Here is a 24,912-nt window from a genome sequence, read left to right as displayed (position 1 = left end):
CTATGCCGCTCATCTCGATCATCACCGCATGCCACGCCTCATCCGGCCAGTTCCTTCCAGAGACGATCAAGAGCGTTGAGGCGCTCAAACTCCCGGACGGGTGGGATCTTGAGTGGATCGTTCAGGAGGACGGCGACACGCCCCAGCTCTCCGAACGGTTCGCCGGGGTGGACTGCGTGCGCTTCGCGGCCAACGGTCGGCAGCTCGGCATCGCCTCGACTCGAAACCTGGCACTCTCCCGTGCGTCCGGCGCCCTGCTCCAGGCGTTTGATTCCGATGATGTGCTCCTGCCAGACGCGTTCCTAACGCTCATCCCGCGCTTTGAGGAACACCGCATTCACTGGGCCATCGGCCAAGCTGACGACCTCCTACCGGACGGGACGCGCAAGCCGTATCCCTCTCCCATCCCGTTCGGCCTGCAAAAGGCCGGCGCCATCAACGCCTACGCGGCCGAACAGGGCGCGAACTGGCCCATTCACGGCGCGGCGCTCATGCTCCGGGCAACTTCCTTCCGGGCGCTGGGCGGCTGGTCAGGCATCCCCTACGACGATGAGCTTGCGACGTTCGCCGCACTGTCCCAGATCACCGACGGGTACTACGACGAGGCAATCACGTGGCTCTACCGCCATCACCCCAAGCAGACACACCGCACCGAGGGATCACGCGCGTTGAGCGCTGAATGCCGACGCTTCGCGCTGCAGCGCGCAGACCTCCTGGAGGCGAGCGGACTCCGCTTTCCCCCCGAGACAGCGATCGGCTTCGAGAACCACACCAAGGACGTGCACGTCGGGCCAGCCGAGAAGGACACCAGTCTTTGACCGAGTGGCATTCCGACGTCTGATCGGCCGTAGCGGCTACCGGGTGTGCCACCTTCGGGCACACCCCCGACCTAGGAGGGCACCATGGCGCTACGTTTCTTGTGCATCGATCCCGGAACCAACAGCGGCAATTGTCCGGCCGTCTTCATGGACTACGAGACCGGCGATCTACTGTTCCAAGGAACGACCGAGACCAACGTAAGCACTCTCACCGAGGCGAGCACGCACAGCCCCATGGGGGAACGCGAGTCGATCGTCAGGCTGCCCGCTCGCATGAGGACGACCATCTTGGAGGCACTGCGTGCAGCAGGAGAAGACGTTCGCTGAACTGTTCGCGTCTACTGTCTCTTCGGCTGTCCACCTGGAGATGAGGGACCACTACACGCCTGACGATCCGTCGTTTGTGGCGTGGCAGGCCGGGCGGCCGGTGAACATCGTCGAGCACGAACGCGAGTGGTTCGACCTGGTGAGTTCGACCGTGCGCCGGGGGGTGACCATCCGCCGGGCACGCATCGTCTCTGAGCCGTTGGCGGACTTCCCACGTTTCGAGCACGAATGCACCGAGCCGCTCAACATCACGGCGGGGGAGCAGGTGCGATGGCTGCCCCGCCGTCAAGCCTCCGATCTCGCTTTGCCCGGAAACGACTTCTGGGTCTTCGATGATCGCCTAGTGCGCTTTGGCTTCTTCTCCGGTCCTGGTGACTACCTCGGCTCGGAACTCACCATGGAATCCGCAGTGGTGAAGCTGTGCGCAAGCGCGTTCGAAGCGGTGTGGGAGCGGGCCATACCGCACCAGGACTACCGGCCTGCGTAGCCGCCTGTCTGATCTGGGTGACTCCGCCTCATGCCTCAAAACCCATCGCCCTATCCTCCCGTCCAGGCGGCTCGCCAGGCTCTTGGTAGCCGCCTGCGGGAGATTCGGGAAGACGCCGGCCTGACGGCCAAAGCGCTTGCCGAGGCGGCGGGCTGGGAGCGCACAAAGGTCTCAAAGATCGAGCACGCTGCCCGCCCGCCGTCCATCGCCGTGATCCGCAAGTGGTGTCAGGTCTGCGGTGCGGCGGACCAAGTTGAGGATCTGCTCGCCGAGTTGCGCGCCGCCGAGGGCGCATACGTCGAATGGAAGAGGGTGCAACGCGCCGGACTCCGGCGCCTCCAAGAGGTCAAGGTTCCGCTGTACGAACAGACGGAGAGCCTCCGGGTCTACTGCTCGCAAGTCGTTCCAGGGCTCCTTCAGACTCCCGGATACGCGAACGCCCTTCTCAGCGCGATCACGGACCGATTCGGTACCCCCAACGACGTGGAAGCAGCCGTAGAAGCCCGCTCGGCTCGCCAACAGATTCTCTACAAATCCGGGCATCGCTTCGCCTTCGTTCTGGAGGAAGCGGTCCTGTACTACAGGCATGGCGACCAAGCGGCGATGGCAGAGCAACTGACTCGCCTGATCGAGGCGACGCGCCTGCCCTCTGTGTGGCTGGGCATCATCCCGAGCGGCACCGCCAGGCCGCGCCAATGGGTCTTGGAGACCTTCACGCTCTATGACGCTCAGCGCGTCGAAGTGGAGTTGTTGTCAGCTCAGGTCACTGTCACCACTCCCAGTGAGATCGCGCGCTATGCCGCCGCTTTGGACGCTCTCGCGGCAATGGCGGTCAGTGGCGAGGCTGCTCGCTCGCTCATCAACCGGGCCGTGTTGACGGGGCGGTGATTCCGGGGGCCACACTTCGGCACACCCGTGGGCCCTGCCATGACGCCCGTCCTAACGTGCAGGTGATGCAACGTTCCGGCATGCCTAGCCCGCGAGGTGTTCCGCATGGGTTTCCCGCCATCCCCGTCTCTGCTCCCGGTCCTGGAAGGTGTGCATACCGAGCGCTTGAACTACCTGCGTGGGCTTCTGGTGGCGCTTACGCCGGAGAAGCGTCTTGCGGTCGTGATCGTGGAGCGGGACGGCTTCCCCGTGCTGAACGTCGTGCGCGTGGCGGATTCCTGGTCGCTGTTCATCGAATGCAGGTACGACCACGGCGAATGGTGGTTCGGCGTTCCAGGCTGCGAGGCGTTCGCGCGTGCCGATCAGCCCGCCACGGCTGCGCAGAAGGTCAAGGAGGGGATGCGGCTATGACGGAGCGGAAGACGGTCCACCAGGCAGCAGCCGACGCCGAGACGCTGGAGGCGCGTCCGCTGGACGTGTTGTCGATCGTGTTGGACGCATTCTCAGAGAGTGCCAAGGTCCGCATCAACGCCCGCTCGACGGAGCTGGTTCGTTCCTTCGCCTACGAGCACACGGCAACACAACTCAAGGGCTCCCCGAAGATGCCGACGACGGACGCGCTACGCCGCGCCGTGAGCGTCGCGCGGCCGCATCTGCGGGTCCTGCTGGCGCAGCAAGGCATGTTGCTCGGCACGGTAGACGAGGTGATCCGCGACATGGAGAAGCGCGTTCACTACATCGCAACCTCCGGCCCGGAGGTTGATCCTCCACCCCCGCCGCCCCTGGAGACTTTCGAGGCTGCGGTACGGCACATGCTGAAGCTGATCAACACCACGCTCGTGGACGAGCCGTTCACCGTGTGGCCCGGTCACCTCCGGCTGTCCTCGGCCTTGCTCGGACCGTTCATGGTCGTGTTCGACGACGATGAGGACCTGTTCCGCTGGGCCAGCGACGACCCGGACGACATCTATGACGACCAGATCATTTGTGGGCTCGACGACATCTTGTCGAAGGGCTTGATGGCGGTTGCCGCGCGCTTTGGAATGGCCATCCTTCCCCCGGAAAGGCCGAACCATTGATCCGCATCGTCCGCACTCCCCACGGCGGCTATCGCGCCATGCACGGCGCTGACATCGTCGCCACGGCGTACATAGCGGGTACCGGGCTGTGGAAGTGCTCCCCTGACGGTCTCGGCCCGTGGCAGTGGTACCGGTCGCCGCTCAGCTTCGACGACCGCAACTCGCAAGACCGCGCGGCGAACGTCGTGCTTCTCCACTATGCGACTGTGCTTCTCGCTCGCGAGGAGTCCGCCGCGTAGACGCCTGCGCGGGAGGTAGAAAGTCCCGAGACTCCCGCGCAGGTCTGGTTTCCCACGCGTAGCAGGCAGGCCACCCAACCGCGCCGTTACCGGCGGTGCGTGACGTGACGGCGGCCATGTCTACGCACGGGTCGTGGGCCCCAGGGACTTCCCACGCCTCTCCTTGGGGGCCATCCAATACGCCGCATGCCTAGGTCCTCACCGAGAACGGGCACCACGTGGCCCAGGAGGCCCGTACGCAGGAGGAGCGGCCGGCGGATGGGCTGGAGGCAACGCCCGCCAGTAACTCACGATCACACGCTCACAGGCTCGATGACCAGCTCAGAAGGCATGGACGTCCGAAAAAGGATAGAGGACTGTCCGTATCTGAAGTTACAAGAGTTAGATAAGTCAACGCCTGCGACAGAAGCGGATGCTGTTACAGATGCAAGCACAACAAAACTGACTTTTGGGATGAATCGCCTCGCGATTGCATACCGGTAAGCCGGGGGGCTGAAAAGCGATCTTCCAGGGCGTGCTATAGGTTGCCCCTACATCTGGCGACATCACGCCATCGAGAAGAAGGAAGGAAAACATGCCCACCGAGATAGCCCCCCAAAGATCCCCCGAGCCGCCACGACGACGCCGCATTGTCTGGACTGGCAAACGGATCGCCATTGTGACAATGATCCTTACTGCACTCGCGCTCCCTCCGGCATGGTGGGGGCTGCGTCATGACTCTGACCCCAAACCACCAGCACCGCCCGTGATGGTGGATCACCAGGACCCTGGCGGATGCACGAAGGATGCTGTCCCCGCTACTCAGCAAGCGCTGTACCTCCCAGACGGCAGCCAAAAACTCGGAACGCTTCAGGTTATGCGATCTGCGCTATGCGGAGTTAGCTGGGGCCGGATTGCCCTTGAAGAGAAGTCTCAGCCAGCTATTGGCTTCGACATTGCCCTTTCGATCAAACGATCGGACGGCGTGATCGACAGCTATTCTGCACACCTGAAAACTACTGCAGTCTTCACTGACGCTCTCAAGCACGTTGGTGGCACCTGCGCTCAAGCCACTGTTTCAATCAGTGGCATGTTGCGAGGCCCCGTAAAAGCAATGACTCCCTGCGTCTAACTTGACAGCTCGGGCGGCGGTGCACGCTGGCATCGCCGCCCATCGCTACTTCACTGCCTGCGCTCTTGGACGGGCCGTAGTCTCAGTTCTAGTCTCGATGGGGCCGGGTTCGGGGCCGTTCAGGGGCGTTCGTCGACCGCCGTCGCCTCGCGGTGGCGGGGTGGGTAGCTGGGGGTTTGAACTAAAGTGATCTTGGGCGGACGGGGCTCCGCAGACCTCGAAAGCGTGTGAAGTGCAAGCTTCCGTGGGTTCGAATCCCACCACCACCGCCACCCAATAAGGGCCGTTGAGCTGGCATAACAGCTCCGCGGCCCTTGATGTTGGTACCCCTCAAGGGCATCGTCCTCGCTCCGCTCGGGCAGTTCCCCCCGGGGCTCCCGCCCCAGACCCCAAGCTGGGGGCTCCGCCCCCAGACCCCCACCCCATCCGTGGATCAAGCCGAGACGCGCTCGCCGAGTCGGATGTGTCATGTCGGCCCTGCTACAACATCGTCCCTGCGCATCTCCAAGTCTTCCTCCCAGCAACCCCGTGGTGGGGTGATCGCGTGCGCGTCAGCCGCATCCAGACCACCGAAGGCCCTTGGTTCTGGTCTTCCTCTGGTGTTCCCATAGCGCCCTGCTGGGACCTGCCCAGCTCAGTTGAACGCTCATCCGTCGTCTCCGTCCGGGAGACCGAGCAGCCGACGAAACCGGTTGGTGAATCGCCGCCAGCGGCCGGGCTCCGGGTAGGGCGACGGCGGGGCGAGCGGCATATCGACGCGGCTTACCCCTGAGGGCATCGGCGTTCGCGTCGCGAGAAGGGACGCGTTTGTTCGAGGGGTCGCTCGGCCGTCAGGTCCCGGCGACCAATGCGGGGGCGCGGGTCTCCCTGCCTGCTCGGCGGTGATTCGCTCGTACAGCTGGTCGAGATCGGCGGCTCCGACCATGCGGCCGCGGACCATCGCCCACCACAGGCGTGAAGCCTCGCCGAAGTGGATGAAGTCGACTGCAGGAAAGGCCGCTTTGATGATCGTCTCGACCTGGTCAGGGGCGATGTCCGGGGACCACCAGGCCGACGGCCGGTTTGTGATCGCAGTCGTCATGGCCGGTACCTCTCGATGAGCGGCTTCTCCCCGTCCCTCGCCCGGCGGCGCTGATCCTCCAGCGCGGCGCGCAAGTCGGCCGCCGTCGACGCGATGACCGTGGGATCGACGCCCACGACAGGATCATGGAGAGCCGCGACCCATGAACCGGGCGCGTCATCGTGGCGACGCCCGCGTGTGATCCGGTACCCGGGAAAGTCGACCCGCAGCCCGACGAGCGCGAGTTGTTCCCGTTCACGTTGTTCGACGAGAGCGACGCCCTCGCCGCCAGGTATCGTCATCCTGCCTCCTCGCGAGGTAGAAGCCGCGCGGCCGGGGGAGGGTTCCAATCTCAAGCCCCGGCCGCGCGGCGGTTTGCGTGGTATGACACTTACTTGCTCTTCGTGTTCTCAGAACCACGGTAGGTAACTACTCATAGAATGACTCAATAGAATTCTATTTGGCAACCCCATCTGGACTTCTGCTTATGATCAATGTCCCCCCTGGGATCCGCCCGGCATGCCGCCGGCGAGGGAGGTAGTGCTGTGGCGCAAGGCGAAAGCCCAACGGTTGGTCGGCTGCTGCTTGGGATCCGCCTCCGAAAGCTTCGACAGAGCAAGGACGTGTCAGCCGACCAGGCAGCAAATCACGTCACGCGGGCGCCATCTGCGATCACGCGATTCGAGAAGGGGCAGACGGCGGTTCCGGCGATAGTCCTGGGCAAGTTGCTCGATCTCTATGAAGCAAGCGCCGAGGAGCGGGACGCACTCAACTTGCTTGCCCGTCGAGCTCGGCAAAGCGGATGGTGGGAACAATTCGGCGATGTCCTACCTATGGGATTTGAGACCTATGTCGGACTCGAATCGGAAGCTGATGAGCTGCGTACCTATCAGTGCCAGGTGGTGCCTGGCCTACTCCAGAGCGAGCGGTACGCCGAGGCTCTGATGCGAGCCGAACCTCATCCCGCGACCGAGGAGGAGGTAGGACGCAGAGTCCAGGCACGCATGGTGCGCAAGGAGATTTTGAGTCGAGATGAACCGGCGCACTTGTACGCCGTCCTCGACGAGGCCGTACTCCGTCGACAAGTCGGCGGGCGCGAGATCATGCACGAGCAGGTCACGTACCTCCTGAATCAAGCGCGCCAGCGGAACATCATGATCCAGGTCCTGACGAACGAACTCGGTGCGCATGCCGCGATGTTCGGAGCGTTCATGCTTGTATCGCTTGACCTGGGAGAACCTACTCTGTCCGAGTATGCTTACATCGAGCACAGAACTGGCTCCCTGCTGCTGGACAAGCGACAGGAGACCGCCGTTTACCGAGCTTGCTTCGACGAGGTACGCGCTGAGGCGCTCGACCGCGACAAGTCACTGAGCGTCCTTGCCGCCATTGCCGATGGATACAAGATCAAATAGAGGAAGAGGGACCGGAATGTCGTTGAATGACCAGTCCCGTACCGCCTGGCGGACGAGCACTTACAGCTCGACCAACGGCGGCGAGTGCGTTGAAGTCGCTGCGCTTTCGGCCCAGATCGGCGTGCGTGACTCCAAGAACCCTGAGGGCCCCCTGATCGTCTTTGCCGAGCAGGGATGGACCGCGTTGATCTCCCGCATCAAGAACGGTGAGCACGAGCTCCCATAGGCCAAACGCACGAGACCCCGACCGAGCACGAGGTCGGGGTCTCGTCGCATCTGAGCATGCGCCAAACAGATCATCCGTCCCCGGCCAGAGAAGCTCCGCAGACGGCGACGCCGGTGAGGACCTCTTGATCCTCACCGGCGTCACCATGATCTGTTTGCGGGCGCCTGCCTTCACGGGGCGCCCTGTTGGGGTCAGTCGGTGCTGAAGCTCCCGGATCCCGCTTCGACGTGGGCCCCGTAGCCGGGTCGCACGGTGTGCGACGGGGTCAGGCAGAGCGGGTCGCCGTAGGTTTGGACGGGCTTGTCCGTTTTGTTGATGAGCACGTGGGCGGTCAGGGGGAGTTTGTGACAGCCCTCGGGGTCGTTGTAGGTGGTCAGCTCCTCGTACTCCGATCCGAAGACGATCACGTCTCCGGTGGCGGCGAGGGCCGGGGTGATCCCGGCGACGCTCGCGATCAGCAGCGTCGCGGTGGTTGCCAGGAGTGCGGGCATGAGGGGGTGTTTCATGCAGAACGCCTTCCATGCCGGGGTTTGGCCGTGGTGCTGGCCACGTCCGACCAGATCTACATCACCCAACCCTCGCGTTCCAACATAGAGTAGTAGGTCTATTACTATTAGTTACAAACAACGGAACGTGGGAGCGCCATTCGGTGGATGTGAGCCGTCGGAGGGCAGACACACGCTCAACATCGAGCGCCCCTTCAGAGTTTGTAGGGGCTCAGGAGCGGCCATGGCCTTCGTCCATCAGCCCGTTCTGTACGGCGGACGAGCACAGCTTTCGGAGCAGCGATGAGCACGACGCGGCTTCGGCGTAGCTCCGCGCCTGTTCGATGCTCAGATTGGCGTCCTTGCGCGCTGGCGTTGATGAGCAGTTCGTAGGCGTCGGCACTGCGGCGCGTTCTCCATGGGCCGATCGTGAAGAGGCATCACGCCGGGGGCCTACTGGCTCGTGTGCGGCCACACGCGATCGATTGCGAGGCTTAGCCGTTTGAGCTGGTGTTATCGAACGTTGGATTCAGAGCACCGATGACGTTCGCGCTGTTGCCGGTGGCGTTGACGGGCACGTGCACGGGAACTTGAACGTGGTTACCGGAACCGATTCCCGGGGACTTGGTCGCCTTCTCATCTCCACTGGCGGCGGACGCCGTCGCAGTAGTCAGGCCCAGGGCGGCGATGACGGTTCCTGCGGTGATGACGGTCTTAACGAGGATGCGCATGTCTGCTCCCGACCGGCTCTTGTTGCATCGCGTACGTGACGCGCACGATTGACTTCGTTCAGCAACATCTTCGGCGAAGAGCTTGCTACGTTCCGTAACCGGGTGGTGAGACTTTCTTCTTGCAGCCACCGGTCACACTGCCGCGCAAGGTCGCTGTGCACCATCGCCCGGATCAACGTGACCCTCCTGGCGTCCTCTTGCCTTGGCGTCCGTTTCGAGTGAATCCACGTCCGCCTCAAGGGGCACCTGTGGCCGTCAAGTTCAGCAGGGTGGATCGGGGCGTTTCCGGCGTTGGGGGCCGTGGGCGAGGGGGTGGCCTCGCCCACGGGCCGTTTGTTACGGGGCGTCTACTAGGACGGCTCCGCTGAAGGGGACTGGGGCCTGGGTGCCGGCGTAGTTGCGGTCGACGCCGGCTCGTTCGGAGGCGTTCGGGAGGACGTTGTTGCAGGAGACGCCGCCGGTGGAGCCGGACATCAGGGACGAGCACGGACCGGGCTTGCGGTCGGGGAGGCCGAGGCTGTGGCCCATTTCGTGCGAGGCGATGCGGGTGGTGTTGTAGCCATCGCTGACGGCCTGGCGGCCGTACCAGATCGTGACGCGGCCGCCGGGGCGGACCGGGCCGAGCTGGGCGCGCGGCCAGCCGTTGTCGGCGATGATCACGATCTCGGCGCGGCGGCCGGCCGGGGCCTTCTGGATGCGGACGTTGGAGACGCTCGAGTTCCACGCCTGGGCACCGGCGGCGACGGCGCTCTTGAACTCCGCGGCCTGGCTGTCGTCGTAGTAGAGGGTCGTGGCCAGGACGGCGGAGTGCGCCGTCGGGGCGACGGTCATGGAGAGGGTGAGGGCGGCGGTGCCGATCAGGGCTTGCGCGCCTTTGCGTCGCAGCATGCGGGGGGCCTCCTCTGGGCCGTAAGGAGCTGTACTGCGCATGACCCGGGTCAAGGTTGGCCTGAGCGTATTTGTGACGGTTTGGCCCAACAAGTGGCGTGATGTGTCACAAAGGACGCTGATTCTCTGTCAGGTTCCAGAGTCAGGCATGGTCAGCGATCAGCCGACGGTGACCAGCGCGACGCCCGCCGCGGCGAGGGCGAGGCCGATCTGCTGGACGGCGCGGAGGCGCTCGCTGTAGGCGATCCTCGCCATCAGCACCGTGATCGCCGGGTAGAGCGAGGTGAGGACGGCGGCGAGGCTGAGCATGCCGTCCTGGACCGCGAGGAAGTAGAGGACGTTGGCCCCCGCGTCGAGGACGCCGGAGAGCAGGGCCAGGCCGATCATGAGGCGGCCCGAGACTTTGGGGGCGGCGCCGGGACGTAGGCGGGCGAGCACGGCGAACGCGGCGAGGACGATGACGAGGTTGCCCAGTCTCGCGCCGACGAGCGGCCAGAGGCCCGAGTTGTCACCGGCTTCCTTGAGGAGGATGAAGAAGACGCCGAAGCAGGCCCCGGATACGCCGGCCATGACGGGGCCGTTGTCCAGCCAGTTGGTGGCTGTTGCGCGTTCATCGTCGTTCTCCTCCATGCTCACCAAGCCGATCGCGACGAGGCAGAGGAGGACGCCGAGGAGGACGGTGGTGTCGAGCCGTTCGCCGCGCAGCAGGCCCACCCCGACCGGCAGGAGCGACGCGGTCAGCGCGGAGACCGGGGCGACGACGCTCATCGGGCCCTGGGCCAGCGCTCGATAGAACGTGATCAAGCCCGTGCCGCCGGCCAGACCGGCTCCGAAACCCCAGGCCATCGACGGCGCGGCGGGCGTCCCGCCGGTGAGCAGGGTCGCGATCACAATGAACGTCAGCCCGGTCGGAACGCACCAGAGGAGTGCCTTGAGCGCGGTCGAACGCCGTGCGACGGCGCCGCCGAGAAAGTCGGCGACGCCATAGGAGAGGGCCGCGCCCAGGGCGAGGATCGTCACCATCACTCGGCGCCGATCAGCCGGCTCTGGATCCGGACGTCCGGGGAGATCACGCGCAGGCGGGCCACCAGGTCGTCGCCGGCCTCGCGGAGCCGGTCGAGGGGGTACGGCTCCAGGCGTTCCAGGATGAAGAGGGCGTTCTTGGTGTCCTCGGTGACGCGCGTCCGGACGCACTGCCGCCAGTTCCACCGCCGGCAGGTGACGCCCTCGTCGTCCCGCCAGACCACTTCGCCAGGCGCGGGGTGCTCCACGGCCGGCTCGCCACCGGCGATGACGTCGAACGGCTCGTCGCCGGTAGCGCGGACGAGGCGGGCGGCGCCACGGTAGCGGTCGAGGTCCTCGCCGCCGATCGGCAGGACGTACTCGACGCTGACGGCGTTGTAGGCGTCGACGACCTTGTTGATCGCGGGCAGGGCGTCGGCCCGGCGGATGAGGGCGTCGACGGACGGCCGGGTCCGCTTCGGCTTGGCGCCGAAGGCCTGATAGGCCTCACGCCAGGCGATCACATGCGGGTGCTCCTCGGGTGCCTGGACGCTCTCGGGGTTCTGGGCTCGTTCGCCTGCAACGGCCAGCCATTCGAACGCGGTGTCGTCGCTCGGCCCGTTCGTCAGCCCCTCGGCCGTGATGACGAGCACCGCGAAGTCCGGCCGCAGGTCTCGTACGGCCTGGTCAACGATGATCTGATCCAGCATGGGGCGTCCCTCCGTCTATCGGCCTTGCGGTCATTTTAATGGACTACAGAGGGCAGTATAACGACCGAGGGACGGCTGGCTCTAACCTGGGGCCCGGACGGGAGGCCAGCGTGAGCGACCAGGAAATGATCGGCGAGGCCGTCGCCAGGACCGTGCGGACCCTGCGCGGCCGCCACGGCTGGAGCCTCGACGAGCTCGCCGCGCGCGCCGGGGTGAGCAAGGGCGTTCTGGTCGGGCTCGAACAGGGCCGCGGCAACCCCAATCTCAGCACGCTGATCCGGATCGCGGACGCACTGGGAGTGTCCCTGACGCAGCTCGTCCAAGTGCGGGATGAACCACTCGTCCGGCTGTTTCCGCCGGACCGGCACGTCGTTTTGTGGCGCGGCCAAGATGGCGGCACCGGAACTCTCCTAGCGGGCAGCGATCCGCGCCCGTCCCTGGAACTATGGGATTGGATACTGAGGCCCGGAGAGCTCAGGGAAAGCGAAGCCCACATCCCTGGCACAAAGGAACTCATCCACGTCCGGGAGGGGACGCTCAGCCTGAACGTGGACGGCCACACGGACACCCTGGAGGCCGGAACCGCCGCGGTGTTCGTCGGTGACCGACCGCATGCGTACGGCAACGAAACGGCCGCTGACGTGCGCTTCACACTCGCCGTACTGGACCCGTGACCCGAAGTGCCGGTGACATTGGAACGCACTAACCCCGTCCATTCGTTGCGGAAATGTGCGGACGCTTGTCAAGAACCCCTTCGACGGTCGATGATCCCGCTCGAAAGGTGTCGTCTCACCCAGAGGGGCCGTGAGTGGTGAACCGACCAGAGACCCATGACCGCGCCGTGGTCAAAAGCGCGGTGATGGTCCTCCCCGGTGGGACCACCTGGCGAACCATCGCCCCTGCCGTCGCCGAGGCGCCGCACCTGCTGTCCGCGGTGGCCGCCGCGTCGCCGACCGAGATCTGGGTCGCCGGGCACGCCGGTCAGCAACCGCTGCTCGCCCGCTGGGACGGCTCCTCATGGGTCGTACCGCCCGGCCCCGAACCCGAGGCCGCGCTCGTCGGCGCCGGCATCCAGGGGATCGCGCTCACCGCCGGCCCCGTCCGGGCCATCGCGGTGGGCGGCGGCTACGACCGGCTGGGCGGCACCGAGGTTCCGCTGATCCGGCATTGGAACGGTTCGTCGTGGTCCGCTCCGGAGACTCCCGAGCCCGCGAGCGACTGCGTCCTCACGGACGTGACGGCCGCGGGCGTCGGCGCCTGGGCGGTCGGCCACGGTTTCACCTGGGGCTCGGCGGGGCCGGTCGCCCTCCACTGGTCCGGCACGGACTGGCGGGCCGCGGCCATGCCCCAGATCACCAAGGGCAAGCTGCTCGCGGTGTCGGCCACCGGGCCGGACGACGTCTGGGCCGTCGGCGCCGATGACCGGGCCGGGCTGATCATGCACTACGACGGCCGTGCCTGGACGCGCGTGCCCTGCCCGTCCACGCGCTTCCCGCTCACCGATGTCATCGCGATCGCGCCGAACGAGGCGTGGGCCGTCGGCCGCGACCGCGTCCTGCACTGGAACGGCCGCAAGTGGAAGCGTGTCAAGGCCCCGATCACGGCCGCCAACACGATCACGGCGACCGGTCCCGGCGACGTCTGGGTGGCGGGCGGCCACGGCGAGCTGGCCCACTACGACGGCCACGGATGGACCGTGACGGCCTCCCCGCAGCCCATGGGCGACAGCACGGTCTGGCTGGCCTCCGCGTCGCTCCCCGACGGCGTCTGCATGGTCGGATCGCACCAGGTCGTCCGCACGGGCACCGTGGACGCCGAACCCCCGATCAGAGCCCAGTCCAGCGACAACTGACCAACAGCCGGTCACGGCCCTGCTGGCCAGAGGTCTGCCGGTCAAGGGCCTGCCGGTCACTGGTCAGGAGCCTGCCGGTCAGGAGCGTCCCTGTCAGAGGCCTGCTGGTCAGAGCCCTGCTGGTCACGGGCCTGCTGGACGGGGCGTCAGCTGGTCAGGCGGACGGGCATGGCTATGTAGCGGAAGCCGGTGTCGGCGTCGGTGTGCTGGGGGGCGGTGGCGGCTTCGTCGCCTTCACGGTCGGGGATGCCGGTGATGAGGGCGGGCTTGGTGGGGCCGGTGCACTGGAGGCGGGCGAACTCGGTGTGGACGCCGGCGAGGCCGTCGAGCAGGTACTGCGGGCTGAACGCGATGTCGATCTCATCGCCGCTCAGCCGGCACGGGAGGGACTCGTTGGCGCGGGCGGCGTCGCCGGAGGCGGCCCGGATCCGCACCTCGTCCGCGGAGAAGGCCAGCCGGACCGGGGTGTTGCGTTCGGTGACCAGCGCCACCCGTTTGAGGGCCTCGGCGAAGGGGGCCGTGCGGACGTGGGCCTCGGTGGTCCATTCGCCCTTGAGGCGGCTGCGGTAGTTGATGTACTGCTCGTCAAGCAGCCGGGTGGTCATGCTGCGGCCGCCGCTCTCGACGCCGATCAGGGTGTCGGTGCCGCCCGCCAGCCCGATCACGACGTCGTCTCCGGGGCGGATCGACTTGGCGGTGTCGGCGAGCGTGCGGGCGGGGACGACGATCCCGGCGGTGAAGTCGGGGCTCGACGGCGACCAGGTCAGCTCACGGGCGGCGATCCGGTAGCGGTCGGTGCAGGCGAGCCACATCGTGTCGCCCTCGAAATCGATGCGGACGCCGGTCAGCATGGGAAGGGTGTCGTCGCGTCCGGCGGCGGGCGTGACCTGCGTGACGGCCTCGGCGAAGAGATCACCTGGCAGGGTGCCCGCCTGGCCTGGCGAGGTCGGCAACGTCGGGTAGTCCTCGACCGGCATCAGCTGCAGCCCGAACTCGACGCTGCCGCAGCGGACCACGACCTCCGTGCCCTTGGTCGAGATATCCACAGGCTGTGGAGGAAGGTTCCGTACGATCTCGGCGAGCAGCCGGCCGGAGACGAGGACGCGGCCCGGCTCGGCCACCTCCGCCTCCGTCTGGGCGCGGGCCGAGACCTCGTAGTCGAATCCGGCCAGGATGAGCTCGCCGTCGGCGGTGGCCTCGATGAGCATCCCCGCCAGAACGGGCAGCGCGGGCCGGGCGGGCAGCGTGCGCGCCGCCCAGGCCACCGCCTCGGCGAGCGTCTGTCGTTCGACCTGGAACTCCACCATGTCGCGTCCCCTCGACTCATGCCTGCACCACGCACGCTAGCCGGAGTCAGGGACAAAACCGCCTGGAGCCCCTTCAGAAGAGCGTCGTCGCCGGCGTCCCGGCAGTACGGATCTCGTGCTCGAAGTCGAGCAGGCGACGCTTGCGCTCCAGGCCGCCGCCATAGCCGGTGAGACTGCCGGCGGAGCCGACGACGCGGTGGCACGGGACGATGATGCTGATCGGGTTCTTGCCGTTGGCGAGGCCGACGGCACGGGACGCGGACGGCTTGCCGATCTGCTGGGCGAGCTGCCCGTACGAGACCGTCTCGCCGTACGGGATCTCCAGCAGCGCCTCCCAGACGGTGCGCTGGAACGGCGTACCGTGCAGGGCCAGCGGCAGCTCGAAGTCCGTGAGCTCGCCTGCGAAGTAGGCCTCCAGTTGCTCGACGACCGGGCCGAACGGAGGCGTGCGGTGATCAGGCTCGCGATCGCCGAACAGCTCCTCCGCCGGACGATGCCGCTGGAGGTTCATGTAGAGCCCGGAGAGCACGCCGTCGGTGGCCACCATGGTCAGCGGGCCGTACGGGCTCTCCAGCACGGCGTGCGTCCGGTGCCCGGGATGGACGGTCTTCGGTGACATCGTGTCGATCCTCTCGTCGGTCAGGCGGCCGGCAACCGGTTGATGGCATGATCGCCGGTCGCCCACAGGTACTGCACCGCGTACGCCCGCCAGGGACGCCAGGCCGCGGAACGTTTGGTGAGCGCCGCCGGTGTGGCGGGGAGCCCGAGCTCGCGGGCCGCCACGCGGACGCCGAGGTCGCCGGGGATGAAGGCGTCAGGGTCGCCGAGCGCGCGCATGGCGATCGTCTCGATGGTCCAGGGCCCGACTCCGGGGAGCGCGGCGAGCCGCGTCCGGGCCTCGGTCCAGTCGCTGCCGACGCCCAAGTCGATCTCTCCCGCCGCCAGCGCCTCCACCAGCGTCATGAGCGTCGTACGCCGCGTCTGGGGGAAGGCCAGCGCGGCCGGGTCGAGCTCGGCCAAGGCGACGGAATCGGGAAACAGATGGGTGAGGCCGCCGTCCGGATCATTGATCGGCCGGCCGTGCGCGGTCACCAGCCGGGCGGCGTGCGTGCGGGCGGCCGCGGTGGACACCTGCTGGCCGAGCACGGCCCGCACGGCGAACTCCGCCGCGTCGACCGTGCGCGGCACCCGCCGTCCCGGAGCCTTGTCGACCAGCGGCGCGAGCACTGGATCGGTGCGCAGCAGATCATCGACGGCGACGGGATCGGCGTCCAGATCGAGCATGCGCCGGCATCTGCTGATCGCGATCGTCAGGTCGCGGACGTCGGTCAGCGACAAGGTGCAGGCCACGTGCTCCGGCAGTGGCCGCAGGGTGACGATGCCATGGCCGTTCGGCAAGCGCAGTGTCCTGCGGTACGCGCCGTCCCGCCACTCCTCCACGCCGGGAACGCCGGTCGCCGCCAGGTGGCCGAACAGATTGTCCGGGCAAAGAGGAGCCCGGAACGGAAGCCGCAGCGACAGGGTCGCCACCGACTCCTCCGCGGCCGTCACGGCCGGATGGCCTCGTGCCACACGGTCACGGAGCTGCGTCGGGCTGAGCGCGAAGACCTCACGAACGGTGTCGTTGAACGCCCGGATGCTGGCGAACCCGGCGGCGAACGCGACGTCCCCCATCGGCAAGGCGCTCGTCTCGATCAAAAGCCGCGCCGTCTGCGCCCGCTGGGCCCTGGCCAGGGCGAGCGGCCCCGCGCCCAACTCGGCCTGGAGCTGCCGCTCGATCTGGCGGGTGCTGTAGCCGAGATGAGAGGCCAGGCCCGGCACGCCTTCCCGATCGACCACCCCGTCCGCGATCAGCCGCATGGCGCGGGCGACGACGTCGGCGCGCTCGTTCCACTGTGGCGACCCGGGACTGGCGTCGGGCCGGCACCGCTTGCAGGCCCGGAATCCGGCCTGCTGCGCGGCCGCCGCGCTCGGGTAGAAGCGCATGTTCTCGGGCTTGGGCGGGACGACCGGGCAGCTCGGCCGGCAGTAGATACCCGTGGTCACGACCCCGGTGAAGAACCACCCGTCAAAGCGAGCGTCCTTGGACTGGACCGCCCGCACGCACCGCTCAACATCCTCATGCATGCCCCCAGCATTCCCGAGGCCAGCAACTCCCACTAGCGAAAATCCGACATCATCCTTCCGACCAGGCCAACACCGGAGACGCCCCTGCGGCAGACCAAGCCCAGCGCCGCCAACCGCCCGACGCGACCAACACACGGGCAGAGCAGCACGATGAGCGCACGTGCAAAGCGCCGCTTCACGCGGCTGGGACGCCATGCGACCGCCGCGGGCCGCGAGCGTGCAGAGCGGCACTTCACGCGAGCGCGAGCGCGCACCTGCAGAGCGGCAGTTGTTGCGGGCGACACTCGCATGGAGCGGCACGATCGGCGCGCGCGCCGATCCGCGCTTGCGTGCGGCGCTCGGACGGAGGGTGGTTGACGCGGGTGGCGCCCATGTGGAGTGGCGTGGCTTGGGTGGGAGCGCGCGTTAGTTAGTGCGGTTGGTCCGGAGCGGGGGCGGGGTTTTTGGTGGTGGGGCGGGCTGCGAACGCGTAGAGGGCCACGCCTGCGGTGATGGCCAGGATTCCGGTCCAGGCTGCCGGGCCGGGCGGGTGGGCTGACAGGATCACCGGTTCCAGCAGGGCTACGAAGACCACCTCGCCCGCTTGGGTCGCCTCTACTGCCGCTAGCTGGAGGGGGTTGTCGCGGACGCGTTGGGTGGCGGCGAAGAACAGGGATGTGGCGATCACGCCTGAGCAGATCGCCACGACTGTGGTGCCTGTGAGCTGGCCAGAGGATGGAAGGCCCGCGCGCAGGCCGCCTGCCAAGCCCAGGGCCAGCCAGAACGGCAGGCTCGCGATCGACATCGCCAGCAGGCGCTGGAACGTGTCGAGGTCATCACCGGCGAGCTCCATCGTCCTGCGGTTGCCCACCGGGTAGGCGACGGCGGCGATCAGCACCGCGAGGACGCCGCCGGCGACGGTCCAGGACAGGTGCCCTTCACCGCCGAGCTGGGCGAGGAAGACGCCGCCCAGGATCAGGCCTGAGAGCACGACGCCCTTCATCGGGATCCGGCGCCGGTGATCGCCGCGCGCGTACAGGAACGGCGCCAGGAACATCCCGCAGATGATCGTCACCTGCCAGCTCGCCGCCACCATCCAGCCCGGAGCCGTGGTCGCGGCCATGCACAGCGGCGCGTAGAACAGCCCGAAGCCCACCGTGCTCCACAGCGTCCACCGGCCCGGCTGGGCGCGGAGGGCTCGCATCACCGGCAGGAGACCGCCGCGGCGCATCGCCACGATGGTGAAGAACACCGGCAGGGACAGCAGGAAGCGTAGGGAGGCGCTCCACTCCCAGGCGCCGCCGTCCACGGCCATGAGCCTGTTGGCGATGAAGGAGGACGAGAAGAACAGCGCGCCCAGAAGCCCGATCCCGATGGCGGCCGGGGCCGTTCCGCCTGGAGCGCGCCGCCGTACGGCCGCGTGCCTGCCTGACCGCGCCCACGAACCCGCGTTCGCCATCGCCACGTTCGCCACTGCCCGCGTTCCCCCGTCTCACATCCGCCGGGCAGACACTACCTGGAGCAAAACGGAACAAGCCCGATGACCTCGCAGGTAATCGTCTTTATCGTCCAGGCTCGGCACCGTAGGGGTCATGAGCTACGACGCGCAGAAACAAGCCCAGCGTTACATCGACATCTGGAACGAGAAGGACGCCGCCGCCCGCCGGGCCGCCATCGACGAGGTGTGGACCGAGAACGCCGCGTACACCGACCCGCTCGTGGCGGTCGAGGGACGCGACGCCCTCGACGCGACCATCGCCGCCGTGCAGCAGCAGTTCCCGGACTTCGCCTTCCGGCTCGCCGGGGACGTCGACGCCCACCACGACACGGCCCGCTTCACCTGGGAACTCGGCCCGGCGGACGCGGTGGAGGCCCCGGTGATCGGCTTCGATGTGGCGGTCTTCAGCGAGGACGGCCGGATCGACAAGGTCTTCGGCTTCCTCGACAAGATCCCTTCCTGACTACCCGCGCGTGACGGCGGGGACGATCCGGTAGTCCCGCTGGAACACGAGGTTGTGCAGGTCGGCGGCCGCGATGGCACGGAGGGCCGGCACCGCGGCCGCGGCCTGTTCGGCGGTGAAGACGTTGAGCGGCCAGTCGCCCACCGTCGCGCCGCGCAGATGCGGATGGTGGAACCCGGCACCATAGAACGCGCGGAGAGTGATCGGCTCGATGCCGGAGGCCCGCTGCTCCGGCCAGCCGAGTGTCCACAGGCTGTGGATACCTCCGTCGGCGGAACGCGTCACACCGGTCGCCACCACCTCGCCCGTTTCGAGCAGGAGCGCGGTGTTGATCTCTTCCAGCGTCCGCCGCGCGTGCGGATCGAGCAGTTCGACGGCCGTCCGAAAGTGCCGTTCCTTGCCCTGACGTGATGAGGCGTCGCCGTGCGTCCCGTCCCGCAAGTCCACGAAATGGCGCAGGAGTTCTGACGTGTAGTCCGGAGCGGTGATCATTATGTCCTTTGTTCGTAGGTACGGGCGTAGGCCTTGCCCAGCCAGTGGCGCATCTCGAGGGCGTCGAGGAACGCCCCGTGCGGAAGGCCCGCGAACTCCCTGAGACTGACGGCGTTCCCAGCCGCGCGGAGCCGACGCGCATAGTCGCGGACGTCTTCGGCGACCGGATCCGCGGTCCCGACGGCCAAGATCGCGGGGGCGAGCCCGCCGAGGTCGTCGGCCTCGTCCGGAGTGCTGTAGAGCCGGGTGGCTCCGGTGGCCGCCGGATGCCGCTCAGCCGTGCCCCGGTAGGACCGCCACGCCGCCAGGAGCCTGGCCCGGCTCGGATCGCGGGGGTACGAGGACGCCCGCGGATCGATCGGCGGGTACGCGAGCACCTGCGCGGCGAGCGGGCGGCCGAGATCGCGCCAGACCAGGGCCGCGGCGGCGGCGAGCGTGGCTCCGGTGCTGTCGCCGCCGACCGCGATCGGCCCGTCGGTCAGGGCCTGCGCCAGGTCCATCGCGGCGAGCGCGTCCAGCAGCCCGGCCGGATGCGGATGCTCGGGAGCCAGCCGGTAGTCGACGCTCACCACGGTGCCCGACGCGGCCCTGGCCAGGTCGGCGGTGGCATGGTGCCAGCCGGCGGACGATCCCGACGTCCAACTGCCACCGTGCGCCCACACCAGCCAACCGCGCGGGGCGACACCCGCCTGGTGGACCCTGACCGGCACCTCCTGGCCGAGGCTCGCACCCGGTGCCGTGACCAGGACCGTACGCACGTCACCGTCCTTCAACTACACGGTCATGACGCTTCTCGAGGCCCGGCGAGTTCGACCTCGGCGGTCGCGCGGCGGCCGAGGAAGCCGGCCGCCAGGGCCGCACCCGCGAGAGCGACGGCGGCGTTGACAACGGTGGCGGTGTGGATGCCGCCGAGGACCGAGCCGCCGCCCGCGGTGGCGACGGCGCTCATCACCGGGATGCCGAGGGTGATGGCGACCTGCTGGGTCATGGTCGCCAGCCCGGTGGCGAGGCCCTGCTCCTCGTCCGGCAGGCCGGACGTGGCGGTGCCCATGAAGGCCACGATGGCGACGAGGTTGCCGAAGCCGCCGATCGCCATCGCGACCAGCATCAACGGCAGCCCGTCGCGGGTCTCGCCGAGGCCGAGCAGCGCCGCCGTCGCCACCGCCTGGAGGACGAGCCCGGCGGCCAGGGTCCATCGGCCGCCCACGCGGGCCATGATCCGGGGAGCGGCGACCCCGCCCGCGAACGTGCCCCCGCCGAGGACGCCGAGCGCGAGCCCGGTGGCCATCGCCGAATATCCCAGCACCTGCTGCAGGTAGAGCGTCATCAGGAAGACCAGCGAGGTCTCGGTGGCGAACGCGATGAAGCCGCCGACGTTGCCCCAGGTCACCGTGCGCTTCGCGAGGACGCGCAGCGGCACCAGCGGGGCCGGGGCGCGCCGTTCGGCGACCCAGAAGGCCACCAGCAGCACCGCCGCCAGCACGAGCGTCCCCAGCGCGAACGGGTCGGACCAGCCCTGCGATCCGGCGGCCGTGACGCCGTACACCAGAGCCAGCAACCCGCCGGTGACGGTGATCGCCCCCGGCACGTCCAGCCGCGAGCCCCGCCGCCGCGAACTCCCGTTGATCGCCCCACCGGTTTCGGTGGTCACGCGGCCGGATGCGGTGGTCGCGCGGCGGGCTTCTGTGATCACTAGAGGGGCGACGGCCAGCACGAAGAGCGCGATCGGGACGTTGATCAGGAATGCCCAGCGCCAGCTCAGCAGGTCGGTGAGCACGCCGCCCAGCACCGCGCCCGCCGTGAACCCGGCCGACATCAGCGCCCCGCTGAGCCCGAGCGCCCGGTTGCGCAACGGCCCCTCCGGAAAGGACGTGGTGATCAATGACAGCGCCGCCGGGGTGGCGATCGCCGTCGCCAAGCCCTGCAGTACCCGGCCGGTGAGCAGCAGCGCCGGGGACGTCGCCGCCCCTCCGATGAGCGAACCGAACGCCAGCAGGCCCATTCCGGCGAGCAGCATGCGGCGCCGCCCGAACAGGTCCGCCACCCGGCCGAAGAGGAGGGTGAAACCGGCGGCGGGCAGCGCGAACGCGGTCGCGATCCACTGCAGCGAGTCGAGCCCGAAGCCCAGTCCCTCGCCGACCACCGGCAACGCCACGTTCAGGATCGAGAAGTCGATGGCGAGCATGAACTGCACGCCGAGCAGCAAGATCAGGATCAGCCTGTGCCGCGAGGTCATCCGCATCGCGGCGGGGGGTGCCGCGACGCCGGTCAGAGTAGCCATGGAACGCCTTCCCAAGAGATCGTCTCGATCGGACGCGTCCACGATCGGCCGCCGCGCCTCGTCCACCCAGCCCCCGCCCGTTCGTACGCCCGCGGTTCCTGCCACTGGCAGTGGCACCCTCGACGGCCCGTTCCGTCGGCGGCTCCCGATACGCTCGGCTGTCATGGCGCAGGGGAACGATCTAGGGGAATTCCTCAAGTCCCGGCGGGCTCGGCTGCGGCCCGACGAGGTGGGGATGCGCTCGTACGGCAGCCGCCGCAGGGTCCCCGGGCTGCGCCGTGAGGAGCTGGCCCAGCTCGCCGGGGTGAGCGTCGCCTATTACGTCCGGCTGGAGCAGGGGAACGCCGACAACGTCTCGGCCGAGATCCTCGACGCGATCTCCCGGGCGCTCCGGCTCGACGGCGACGAGCACGCCCACCTGCACCGCCTGGCCCATCCGCCGCGCATCGATCACCGGCAGGATCCGCCGCGGCTGCGCCCGCCGCTCCAGCATCTCCTCGACTCGATCACGCGCGCACCCGCGTACGTCGTCGGGCACCACACCAACGTGGTCGCCTGGAACCGGCTCACCGCCGAGATCTTCGTCGACCTGGCCGCGATGCCGCCGGACGAGCGCACGTGGACGCACCAGATCCATCTGAACGACGACTACCGGGGCAGGCTGGGCGGCAACTGGCTGCCGGTGGCGTGCCGCAACGTGGCCTACCTGCGCTTCCGGGCCGGTCAGGACCCCGGTGACGTCCGCCTGCGTGCCCTGATCGACTCCATGCTCGCGCGCAGCGACGACTTCCGGCGGCTGTGGGAGGAGCACCGCGTCGTCGACCTGACCCACGGCGAGGCGCGCATCGTCCATCCCGAGGCCGGGCTGCTCGTGCTTCCGTTCGAGACCCTGCACCTGCCCGGCGATCCGGATCTGAGCCGCCTCATGATGTACGCGGCGGAGCCCGGCTCGGAGTACGAGGAGAAGCTGAACCGGCTCGCGGACGTCTCGACACGGCGTTCGAGCTCGGAGCTGGCGGTGAGGCCGACGTGAACGAACCGCAGATCATCCAGTGGCTCGACGAGGACGGGGCCGACCGTTCGGCGCGCTGGCGTTCGGAGAACGGCGCGGCGCCCCCGCGGCGGGTGGTGATCGCCGACGACACGACCAAGGCGGACGACGCGTACCGGCTGGCCTGCGAGGGCACCGCCCTGCTGTGGCGCGGGGATTTCCAGAACGCGCGGCAGCTCCTCCAGGCCATGACACGCCGCGCCGACCGTACGCCTCGCCGCGCGGACCGCCGCAAGCGTAAGGGCGAGACGCCTTCGCAGGTCCAGGCGTTCCACCTGCACCGCCAGGCGCAAGCACAACGGGCCCGGACGCTGGGCATGGTGCTGATCCCGGTCGAGGCCGGCCACAAGATCTCGCTGCGCCGCGCGCCCGACGTCGAGCAGGCCTGCGTGGAGGCGCACGGGCAGGCGGACGAGCCGTACGTGACGTCGCTGCGCGAGTTGCAGGGGCTCATCGGCGCGCACGAATGGCGGAAGAAGGGCGTTCCGATCCCGGCGCTCGACGGCGACCGGATCCACCCGCACTACGGGGTGTTCTCGCCGGTCAGAGGCGAGTACGTGGATCTCGTCGCGGCGGCGCCGCTGCCGTCCGGCTCCCTCGCGTTCGACATCGGCACGGGCACCGGCGTGCTCGCGGCGGTGCTGGCGCGACGCGGCGTCGCACGCGTCGTGGGCACCGACCAGGACGAGCGTGCCCTGGCCTGCGCACGTGAGAACGTCAACCGTCTCGGTCTGGCCGACCAGGTCGATGTGATCAAGGCGGATCTCTTCCCGCCGGGCCGCGCGCCGCTGGTGGTGTGCAACCCGCCGTGGGTGCCCGCGCGCCCGAGTTCTCCGCTGGAGTACGCGGTGTACGACCCGGACAGCCAGATGTTGCGGGGCTTCCTGAACGGGCTGGCCGAGCATCTCGAACCGGGCGGCGAGGGGTGGCTGATCCTCTCCGACCTGGCCGAACACCTCGGGCTTCGCACCCGGGCCGAGCTCCTCGACGCGTTCGAGACGGCGGACCTGCGCGTCCTCGACCGCATGGACATCAAGCCGCGGCACCCGCGCGCCATGGACTCCAGCGACCCGCTGTACGAGGCGCGGGCCGCGGAGGTCACCTCCCTCTGGCGGCTCGGAACCCGCTAGCTCAGGCGGCTCGGAACCGGCTGGCTCTGGCCCCTCGAAGCCCGCTGGTTAGTGAACGAACGTTTGCCCATCCCTCCGTATGGGCGTTATAGTAAATGAACAGACATTTATTAATCATCGGAGGAGGAACCGTGCAACTCAGTGGCAAGGTCGCCCTGGTCGCCGGCGGCACGCGGGGGGCCGGCCGGGCCATCGCCGCCGAGCTCGGCGCGGCCGGCGCGACGGTGTACGCCACCGGCCGCAGCACCCGAGCGGGCCGTTCCGATCTCGACCGTCCCGAGACCATCGAAGAGACCGCGGAGCTCGTCACCGCGCGCGGCGGCACCGGCATCGCGGTCCGCGTCGACCACTCCGAGCCCGATCAGGTGCGCACCCTCGTCGAACGCATTCGCGCCGAACACGGCCGCCTGGACGTCCTCGTCAACGACGTGTGGGGCGGCGAGGCGCTGACCGAGTGGGACAAGAAACTGTGGGAGCACGACCTCGGCAAGGGGCTGGCGCTCCTGCACCGCGCGGTCGACACCCACATCATCACCAGCCACTTCGCGTTGCCGCTGATGGTCGAGCAGAAGAGCGGTCTGGTCGTCGAGGTCACCGACGGCACCGAGCAGTTCGTGGACGAGTTCCTCAGCGGCTATCGCGGGACGTTCTTCTATGACCTGGCCAAGCAGACCGTCATCCGGCTCGCCAAGAACCAGGCCGCCGAGCTCAAGCCGTACAACGTCGCGGCCCTCGCACTCACGCCGGGGTTCCTGCGGTCGGAGGCCATGCTGGACATCTTCGGCGTCACCGAGGAGAACTGGCGGGACGGCATCGCCAAGGACCAGCACTTCGCCGCCTCGGAGACACCCGCGTACGTGGCGCGCGCAGTTGTCGCCCTGGCCTCCGACCCCGACGTCATGGCGAAGACCGGCGGCTCGTACAGCAGCGGAGAGCTCGCCAAGGAGTACGGGTTCACCGACGTCGACGGCTCACAGCCCGACTTCATGTCGTACTACCGCGACTTCCTGGCCAAGCCTTGAGAAGCCACCCGGCCCGAAGCGCAAAGCCCTGAACGCCCAAGCTCTTAGCCGCCAAGCCAGGTAGCCGCCACCTTGCTCAGGCCAGGGTCGCGGATCCCGGCTACAACGCTCCGCTCCTCATCCACGCCCGTCGCGGGCATCGTCGGCACTGAACGAGAACGACGCCGAAGGGATGAGGACAATGCCTGCGATCACCGTTGGAAACGCCCCGGTCGAGCAGCCCGCCGAGTTCGTGTGGCTGGTG

The 24,912-nt window shown here is 68.2% G+C and carries 28 protein-coding genes and 1 tRNA gene; 15 read left to right on the top strand and 14 right to left on the bottom strand.

The window, feature by feature from the left end; genetic code table 11:
• Window positions 1-2: 2 nt before the first annotated feature.
• The 7 genes from ACGFNU_RS04040 (at window position 3) to ACGFNU_RS04010 (ending at window position 5,221) form a co-directional block, all read left to right on the top strand.
• The gene (locus ACGFNU_RS04040; protein ID WP_392589961.1) at window positions 3-818 is read left to right on the top strand and encodes a glycosyltransferase family 2 protein; all 816 of its coding nucleotides are present in this window, start codon (window positions 3-5) and stop codon (window positions 816-818) included.
• Window positions 819-902: 84 nt separating this feature from the next.
• Window positions 903-1,145: a hypothetical protein gene (locus tag ACGFNU_RS04035; protein WP_392589959.1), complete on the top strand. Its 243-nt coding sequence runs from the start codon at window positions 903-905 to the stop codon at window positions 1,143-1,145.
• Window positions 1,120-1,632, top strand: coding sequence for a DUF6879 family protein (locus tag ACGFNU_RS04030; RefSeq protein ID WP_392589957.1), 513 nt, complete (start codon window positions 1,120-1,122; stop codon window positions 1,630-1,632). Before ACGFNU_RS04035 ends, ACGFNU_RS04030 begins: the two co-directional genes overlap by 26 nt.
• A 30-nt stretch (window positions 1,633-1,662) precedes the next feature.
• Window positions 1,663-2,520, top strand: a complete 858-nt coding sequence (locus ACGFNU_RS04025; protein ID WP_392589956.1) for a helix-turn-helix domain-containing protein — start codon at window positions 1,663-1,665, stop codon at window positions 2,518-2,520.
• Between the two features lie 105 nt (window positions 2,521-2,625).
• Window positions 2,626-2,931: a hypothetical protein gene (locus ACGFNU_RS04020; RefSeq protein WP_392589955.1), complete on the top strand. Its 306-nt coding sequence runs from the start codon at window positions 2,626-2,628 to the stop codon at window positions 2,929-2,931.
• Complete coding sequence (locus ACGFNU_RS04015) at window positions 2,928-3,599, top strand: hypothetical protein (protein WP_392589954.1); 672 nt, start codon at window positions 2,928-2,930, stop codon at window positions 3,597-3,599. Before ACGFNU_RS04020 ends, ACGFNU_RS04015 begins: the two co-directional genes overlap by 4 nt.
• A 1,501-nt stretch (window positions 3,600-5,100) precedes the next feature.
• A tRNA-Ser gene (locus tag ACGFNU_RS04010) sits at window positions 5,101-5,221 on the top strand.
• 374 nt (window positions 5,222-5,595) lie between these two features.
• Here ACGFNU_RS04010 and ACGFNU_RS04005 read toward each other — a convergent pair.
• Entirely contained in the window at window positions 5,596-6,030 is a 435-nt protein-coding gene (locus ACGFNU_RS04005) for a hypothetical protein (protein ID WP_392589953.1), read from the bottom strand.
• Complete coding sequence (locus ACGFNU_RS04000; protein WP_392589951.1) at window positions 6,027-6,311, bottom strand: hypothetical protein; 285 nt, start codon at window positions 6,309-6,311, stop codon at window positions 6,027-6,029. Before ACGFNU_RS04000 ends, ACGFNU_RS04005 begins: the two co-directional genes overlap by 4 nt.
• Before the next feature lie 243 nt (window positions 6,312-6,554).
• Here ACGFNU_RS04000 and ACGFNU_RS03995 point away from each other — a divergent pair, with 243 nt between their 5' ends.
• Together ACGFNU_RS03995 and ACGFNU_RS03990 are read left to right on the top strand one after the other, a co-directional pair.
• The gene (locus ACGFNU_RS03995; RefSeq protein ID WP_392589949.1) at window positions 6,555-7,424 is read left to right on the top strand and encodes a helix-turn-helix domain-containing protein; all 870 of its coding nucleotides are present in this window, start codon (window positions 6,555-6,557) and stop codon (window positions 7,422-7,424) included.
• 16 nt (window positions 7,425-7,440) lie between these two features.
• On the top strand, window positions 7,441-7,650 hold the full coding sequence (locus ACGFNU_RS03990; RefSeq protein WP_392589948.1) for a DUF397 domain-containing protein: 210 nt from the start codon (window positions 7,441-7,443) through the stop codon (window positions 7,648-7,650).
• 191 nt (window positions 7,651-7,841) lie between these two features.
• Here the strand turns inward: ACGFNU_RS03990 and ACGFNU_RS03985 are convergent, their stop codons facing one another.
• The 5 genes from ACGFNU_RS03985 to ACGFNU_RS03965 all read right to left on the bottom strand — a co-directional run bounded on the left by ACGFNU_RS03985 (window position 7,842) and on the right by ACGFNU_RS03965 (window position 11,466).
• Window positions 7,842-8,156, bottom strand: coding sequence for a hypothetical protein (locus ACGFNU_RS03985; RefSeq protein WP_392589946.1), 315 nt, complete (start codon window positions 8,154-8,156; stop codon window positions 7,842-7,844).
• A 473-nt stretch (window positions 8,157-8,629) separates the two neighbouring features.
• Entirely contained in the window at window positions 8,630-8,866 is a 237-nt protein-coding gene (locus ACGFNU_RS03980) for a chaplin family protein (RefSeq protein WP_392589944.1), read from the bottom strand.
• A 336-nt stretch (window positions 8,867-9,202) separates the two neighbouring features.
• Window positions 9,203-9,754, bottom strand: a complete 552-nt coding sequence (locus ACGFNU_RS03975) for a snapalysin family zinc-dependent metalloprotease (protein ID WP_392589942.1) — start codon at window positions 9,752-9,754, stop codon at window positions 9,203-9,205.
• Between the two features lie 159 nt (window positions 9,755-9,913).
• Window positions 9,914-10,777, bottom strand: a complete 864-nt coding sequence (locus tag ACGFNU_RS03970) for an EamA family transporter (protein ID WP_392589940.1) — start codon at window positions 10,775-10,777, stop codon at window positions 9,914-9,916.
• Window positions 10,777-11,466, bottom strand: coding sequence for a B3/4 domain-containing protein (locus ACGFNU_RS03965; protein ID WP_392589938.1), 690 nt, complete (start codon window positions 11,464-11,466; stop codon window positions 10,777-10,779). Before ACGFNU_RS03965 ends, ACGFNU_RS03970 begins: the two co-directional genes overlap by 1 nt.
• A 110-nt stretch (window positions 11,467-11,576) precedes the next feature.
• On the opposite strand from ACGFNU_RS03965, the gene ACGFNU_RS03960 reads away from it, so the two are divergent.
• On the top strand, window positions 11,577-12,140 hold the full coding sequence (locus ACGFNU_RS03960; RefSeq protein WP_392589936.1) for a helix-turn-helix domain-containing protein: 564 nt from the start codon (window positions 11,577-11,579) through the stop codon (window positions 12,138-12,140).
• 137 nt (window positions 12,141-12,277) lie between these two features.
• Window positions 12,278-13,318, top strand: a complete 1,041-nt coding sequence (locus ACGFNU_RS03955) for a WD40/YVTN/BNR-like repeat-containing protein (RefSeq protein WP_392589934.1) — start codon at window positions 12,278-12,280, stop codon at window positions 13,316-13,318.
• Window positions 13,319-13,464: 146 nt separating this feature from the next.
• Here ACGFNU_RS03955 and dnaN read toward each other — a convergent pair whose 3' ends face one another.
• The 4 genes from dnaN to ACGFNU_RS03935 form a co-directional block, all read right to left on the bottom strand.
• Entirely contained in the window at window positions 13,465-14,622 is a 1,158-nt protein-coding gene (gene dnaN, locus ACGFNU_RS03950; RefSeq protein ID WP_392590996.1) for a DNA polymerase III subunit beta, read from the bottom strand.
• Between the two features lie 76 nt (window positions 14,623-14,698).
• On the bottom strand, window positions 14,699-15,244 hold the full coding sequence (locus ACGFNU_RS03945) for a methylated-DNA--[protein]-cysteine S-methyltransferase (RefSeq protein WP_392589933.1): 546 nt from the start codon (window positions 15,242-15,244) through the stop codon (window positions 14,699-14,701).
• Between the two features lie 20 nt (window positions 15,245-15,264).
• Window positions 15,265-16,752 (bottom strand): DNA-3-methyladenine glycosylase 2 family protein, encoded by a 1,488-nt coding sequence (locus ACGFNU_RS03940; RefSeq protein ID WP_392589931.1) that lies wholly within the window; start codon window positions 16,750-16,752, stop codon window positions 15,265-15,267.
• Window positions 16,753-17,161: 409 nt separating this feature from the next.
• A complete protein-coding gene (locus ACGFNU_RS03935) occupies window positions 17,162-18,205 on the bottom strand; it encodes a multidrug resistance efflux transporter family protein (RefSeq protein ID WP_392589930.1) in 1,044 nt (347 codons plus the stop codon).
• A 118-nt stretch (window positions 18,206-18,323) separates the two neighbouring features.
• On the opposite strand from ACGFNU_RS03935, the gene ACGFNU_RS03930 reads away from it, so the two are divergent.
• The gene (locus tag ACGFNU_RS03930; RefSeq protein ID WP_392589928.1) at window positions 18,324-18,692 is read left to right on the top strand and encodes a nuclear transport factor 2 family protein; all 369 of its coding nucleotides are present in this window, start codon (window positions 18,324-18,326) and stop codon (window positions 18,690-18,692) included.
• On the opposite strand, the gene ACGFNU_RS03925 is transcribed toward ACGFNU_RS03930, so the two are convergent.
• From ACGFNU_RS03925 to ACGFNU_RS03915, 3 genes are read right to left on the bottom strand one after another with little or no spacing between them, the layout of a single operon-like run.
• Entirely contained in the window at window positions 18,693-19,184 is a 492-nt protein-coding gene (locus ACGFNU_RS03925) for a hypothetical protein (RefSeq protein WP_392589926.1), read from the bottom strand. It abuts the gene before it with no gap.
• The gene (locus ACGFNU_RS03920; protein WP_392589924.1) at window positions 19,184-19,942 is read right to left on the bottom strand and encodes an alpha/beta hydrolase fold domain-containing protein; all 759 of its coding nucleotides are present in this window, start codon (window positions 19,940-19,942) and stop codon (window positions 19,184-19,186) included. Before ACGFNU_RS03920 ends, ACGFNU_RS03925 begins: the two co-directional genes overlap by 1 nt.
• Window positions 19,943-19,965: 23 nt before the next feature.
• Window positions 19,966-21,465: an MFS transporter gene (locus ACGFNU_RS03915; protein ID WP_392589922.1), complete on the bottom strand. Its 1,500-nt coding sequence runs from the start codon at window positions 21,463-21,465 to the stop codon at window positions 19,966-19,968.
• Window positions 21,466-21,628: 163 nt separating this feature from the next.
• On the opposite strand from ACGFNU_RS03915, the gene ACGFNU_RS03910 reads away from it, so the two are divergent.
• From ACGFNU_RS03910 to ACGFNU_RS03900, 3 genes are all read left to right on the top strand, one after another.
• Window positions 21,629-22,498 (top strand): helix-turn-helix domain-containing protein, encoded by an 870-nt coding sequence (locus ACGFNU_RS03910; protein WP_392589920.1) that lies wholly within the window; start codon window positions 21,629-21,631, stop codon window positions 22,496-22,498.
• Entirely contained in the window at window positions 22,495-23,646 is a 1,152-nt protein-coding gene (locus ACGFNU_RS03905; RefSeq protein ID WP_392589918.1) for a methyltransferase, read from the top strand. Before ACGFNU_RS03910 ends, ACGFNU_RS03905 begins: the two co-directional genes overlap by 4 nt.
• A gap of 95 nt (window positions 23,647-23,741) precedes the next feature.
• Complete coding sequence (locus ACGFNU_RS03900; RefSeq protein ID WP_392589917.1) at window positions 23,742-24,668, top strand: SDR family oxidoreductase; 927 nt, start codon at window positions 23,742-23,744, stop codon at window positions 24,666-24,668.
• The last annotated feature ends 244 nt before the right edge of the window (window positions 24,669-24,912 follow it).

Source organism: Spirillospora sp. NPDC048911 (assembly GCF_043198015.1).
Lineage (GTDB): Bacteria > Actinomycetota > Actinomycetes > Streptosporangiales > Streptosporangiaceae > Spirillospora.
Note: the sequence above shows the minus strand (reverse complement) of the source record. Positions and strands in the feature narration are given on the sequence as shown.

Coding starts and splice junctions, on each gene's coding strand:
- ACGFNU_RS04040 (WP_392589961.1), top strand. CDS start 3: ATGCCGCTCATCTCGATCATCACCGCATGCCACGCCTCATCCGGCCAG.
- ACGFNU_RS04035 (WP_392589959.1), top strand. CDS start 903: ATGGCGCTACGTTTCTTGTGCATCGATCCCGGAACCAACAGCGGCAAT.
- ACGFNU_RS04025 (WP_392589956.1), top strand. CDS start 1,663: ATGCCTCAAAACCCATCGCCCTATCCTCCCGTCCAGGCGGCTCGCCAG.
- ACGFNU_RS04020 (WP_392589955.1), top strand. CDS start 2,626: ATGGGTTTCCCGCCATCCCCGTCTCTGCTCCCGGTCCTGGAAGGTGTG.
- ACGFNU_RS04015 (WP_392589954.1), top strand. CDS start 2,928: ATGACGGAGCGGAAGACGGTCCACCAGGCAGCAGCCGACGCCGAGACG.
- ACGFNU_RS04005 (WP_392589953.1), bottom strand. CDS start 6,030: ATGACGACTGCGATCACAAACCGGCCGTCGGCCTGGTGGTCCCCGGAC.
- ACGFNU_RS04000 (WP_392589951.1), bottom strand. CDS start 6,311: ATGACGATACCTGGCGGCGAGGGCGTCGCTCTCGTCGAACAACGTGAA.
- ACGFNU_RS03990 (WP_392589948.1), top strand. CDS start 7,441: ATGTCGTTGAATGACCAGTCCCGTACCGCCTGGCGGACGAGCACTTAC.
- ACGFNU_RS03985 (WP_392589946.1), bottom strand. CDS start 8,156: ATGAAACACCCCCTCATGCCCGCACTCCTGGCAACCACCGCGACGCTG.
- ACGFNU_RS03980 (WP_392589944.1), bottom strand. CDS start 8,866: ATGCGCATCCTCGTTAAGACCGTCATCACCGCAGGAACCGTCATCGCC.
- ACGFNU_RS03975 (WP_392589942.1), bottom strand. CDS start 9,754: ATGCTGCGACGCAAAGGCGCGCAAGCCCTGATCGGCACCGCCGCCCTC.
- ACGFNU_RS03970 (WP_392589940.1), bottom strand. CDS start 10,777: ATGGTGACGATCCTCGCCCTGGGCGCGGCCCTCTCCTATGGCGTCGCC.
- ACGFNU_RS03965 (WP_392589938.1), bottom strand. CDS start 11,466: ATGCTGGATCAGATCATCGTTGACCAGGCCGTACGAGACCTGCGGCCG.
- ACGFNU_RS03945 (WP_392589933.1), bottom strand. CDS start 15,244: ATGTCACCGAAGACCGTCCATCCCGGGCACCGGACGCACGCCGTGCTG.
- ACGFNU_RS03940 (WP_392589931.1), bottom strand. CDS start 16,752: ATGCATGAGGATGTTGAGCGGTGCGTGCGGGCGGTCCAGTCCAAGGAC.
- ACGFNU_RS03930 (WP_392589928.1), top strand. CDS start 18,324: ATGAGCTACGACGCGCAGAAACAAGCCCAGCGTTACATCGACATCTGG.
- ACGFNU_RS03925 (WP_392589926.1), bottom strand. CDS start 19,184: ATGATCACCGCTCCGGACTACACGTCAGAACTCCTGCGCCATTTCGTG.
- ACGFNU_RS03915 (WP_392589922.1), bottom strand. CDS start 21,465: ATGGCTACTCTGACCGGCGTCGCGGCACCCCCCGCCGCGATGCGGATG.
- ACGFNU_RS03910 (WP_392589920.1), top strand. CDS start 21,629: ATGGCGCAGGGGAACGATCTAGGGGAATTCCTCAAGTCCCGGCGGGCT.
- ACGFNU_RS03900 (WP_392589917.1), top strand. CDS start 23,742: ATGAACAGACATTTATTAATCATCGGAGGAGGAACCGTGCAACTCAGT.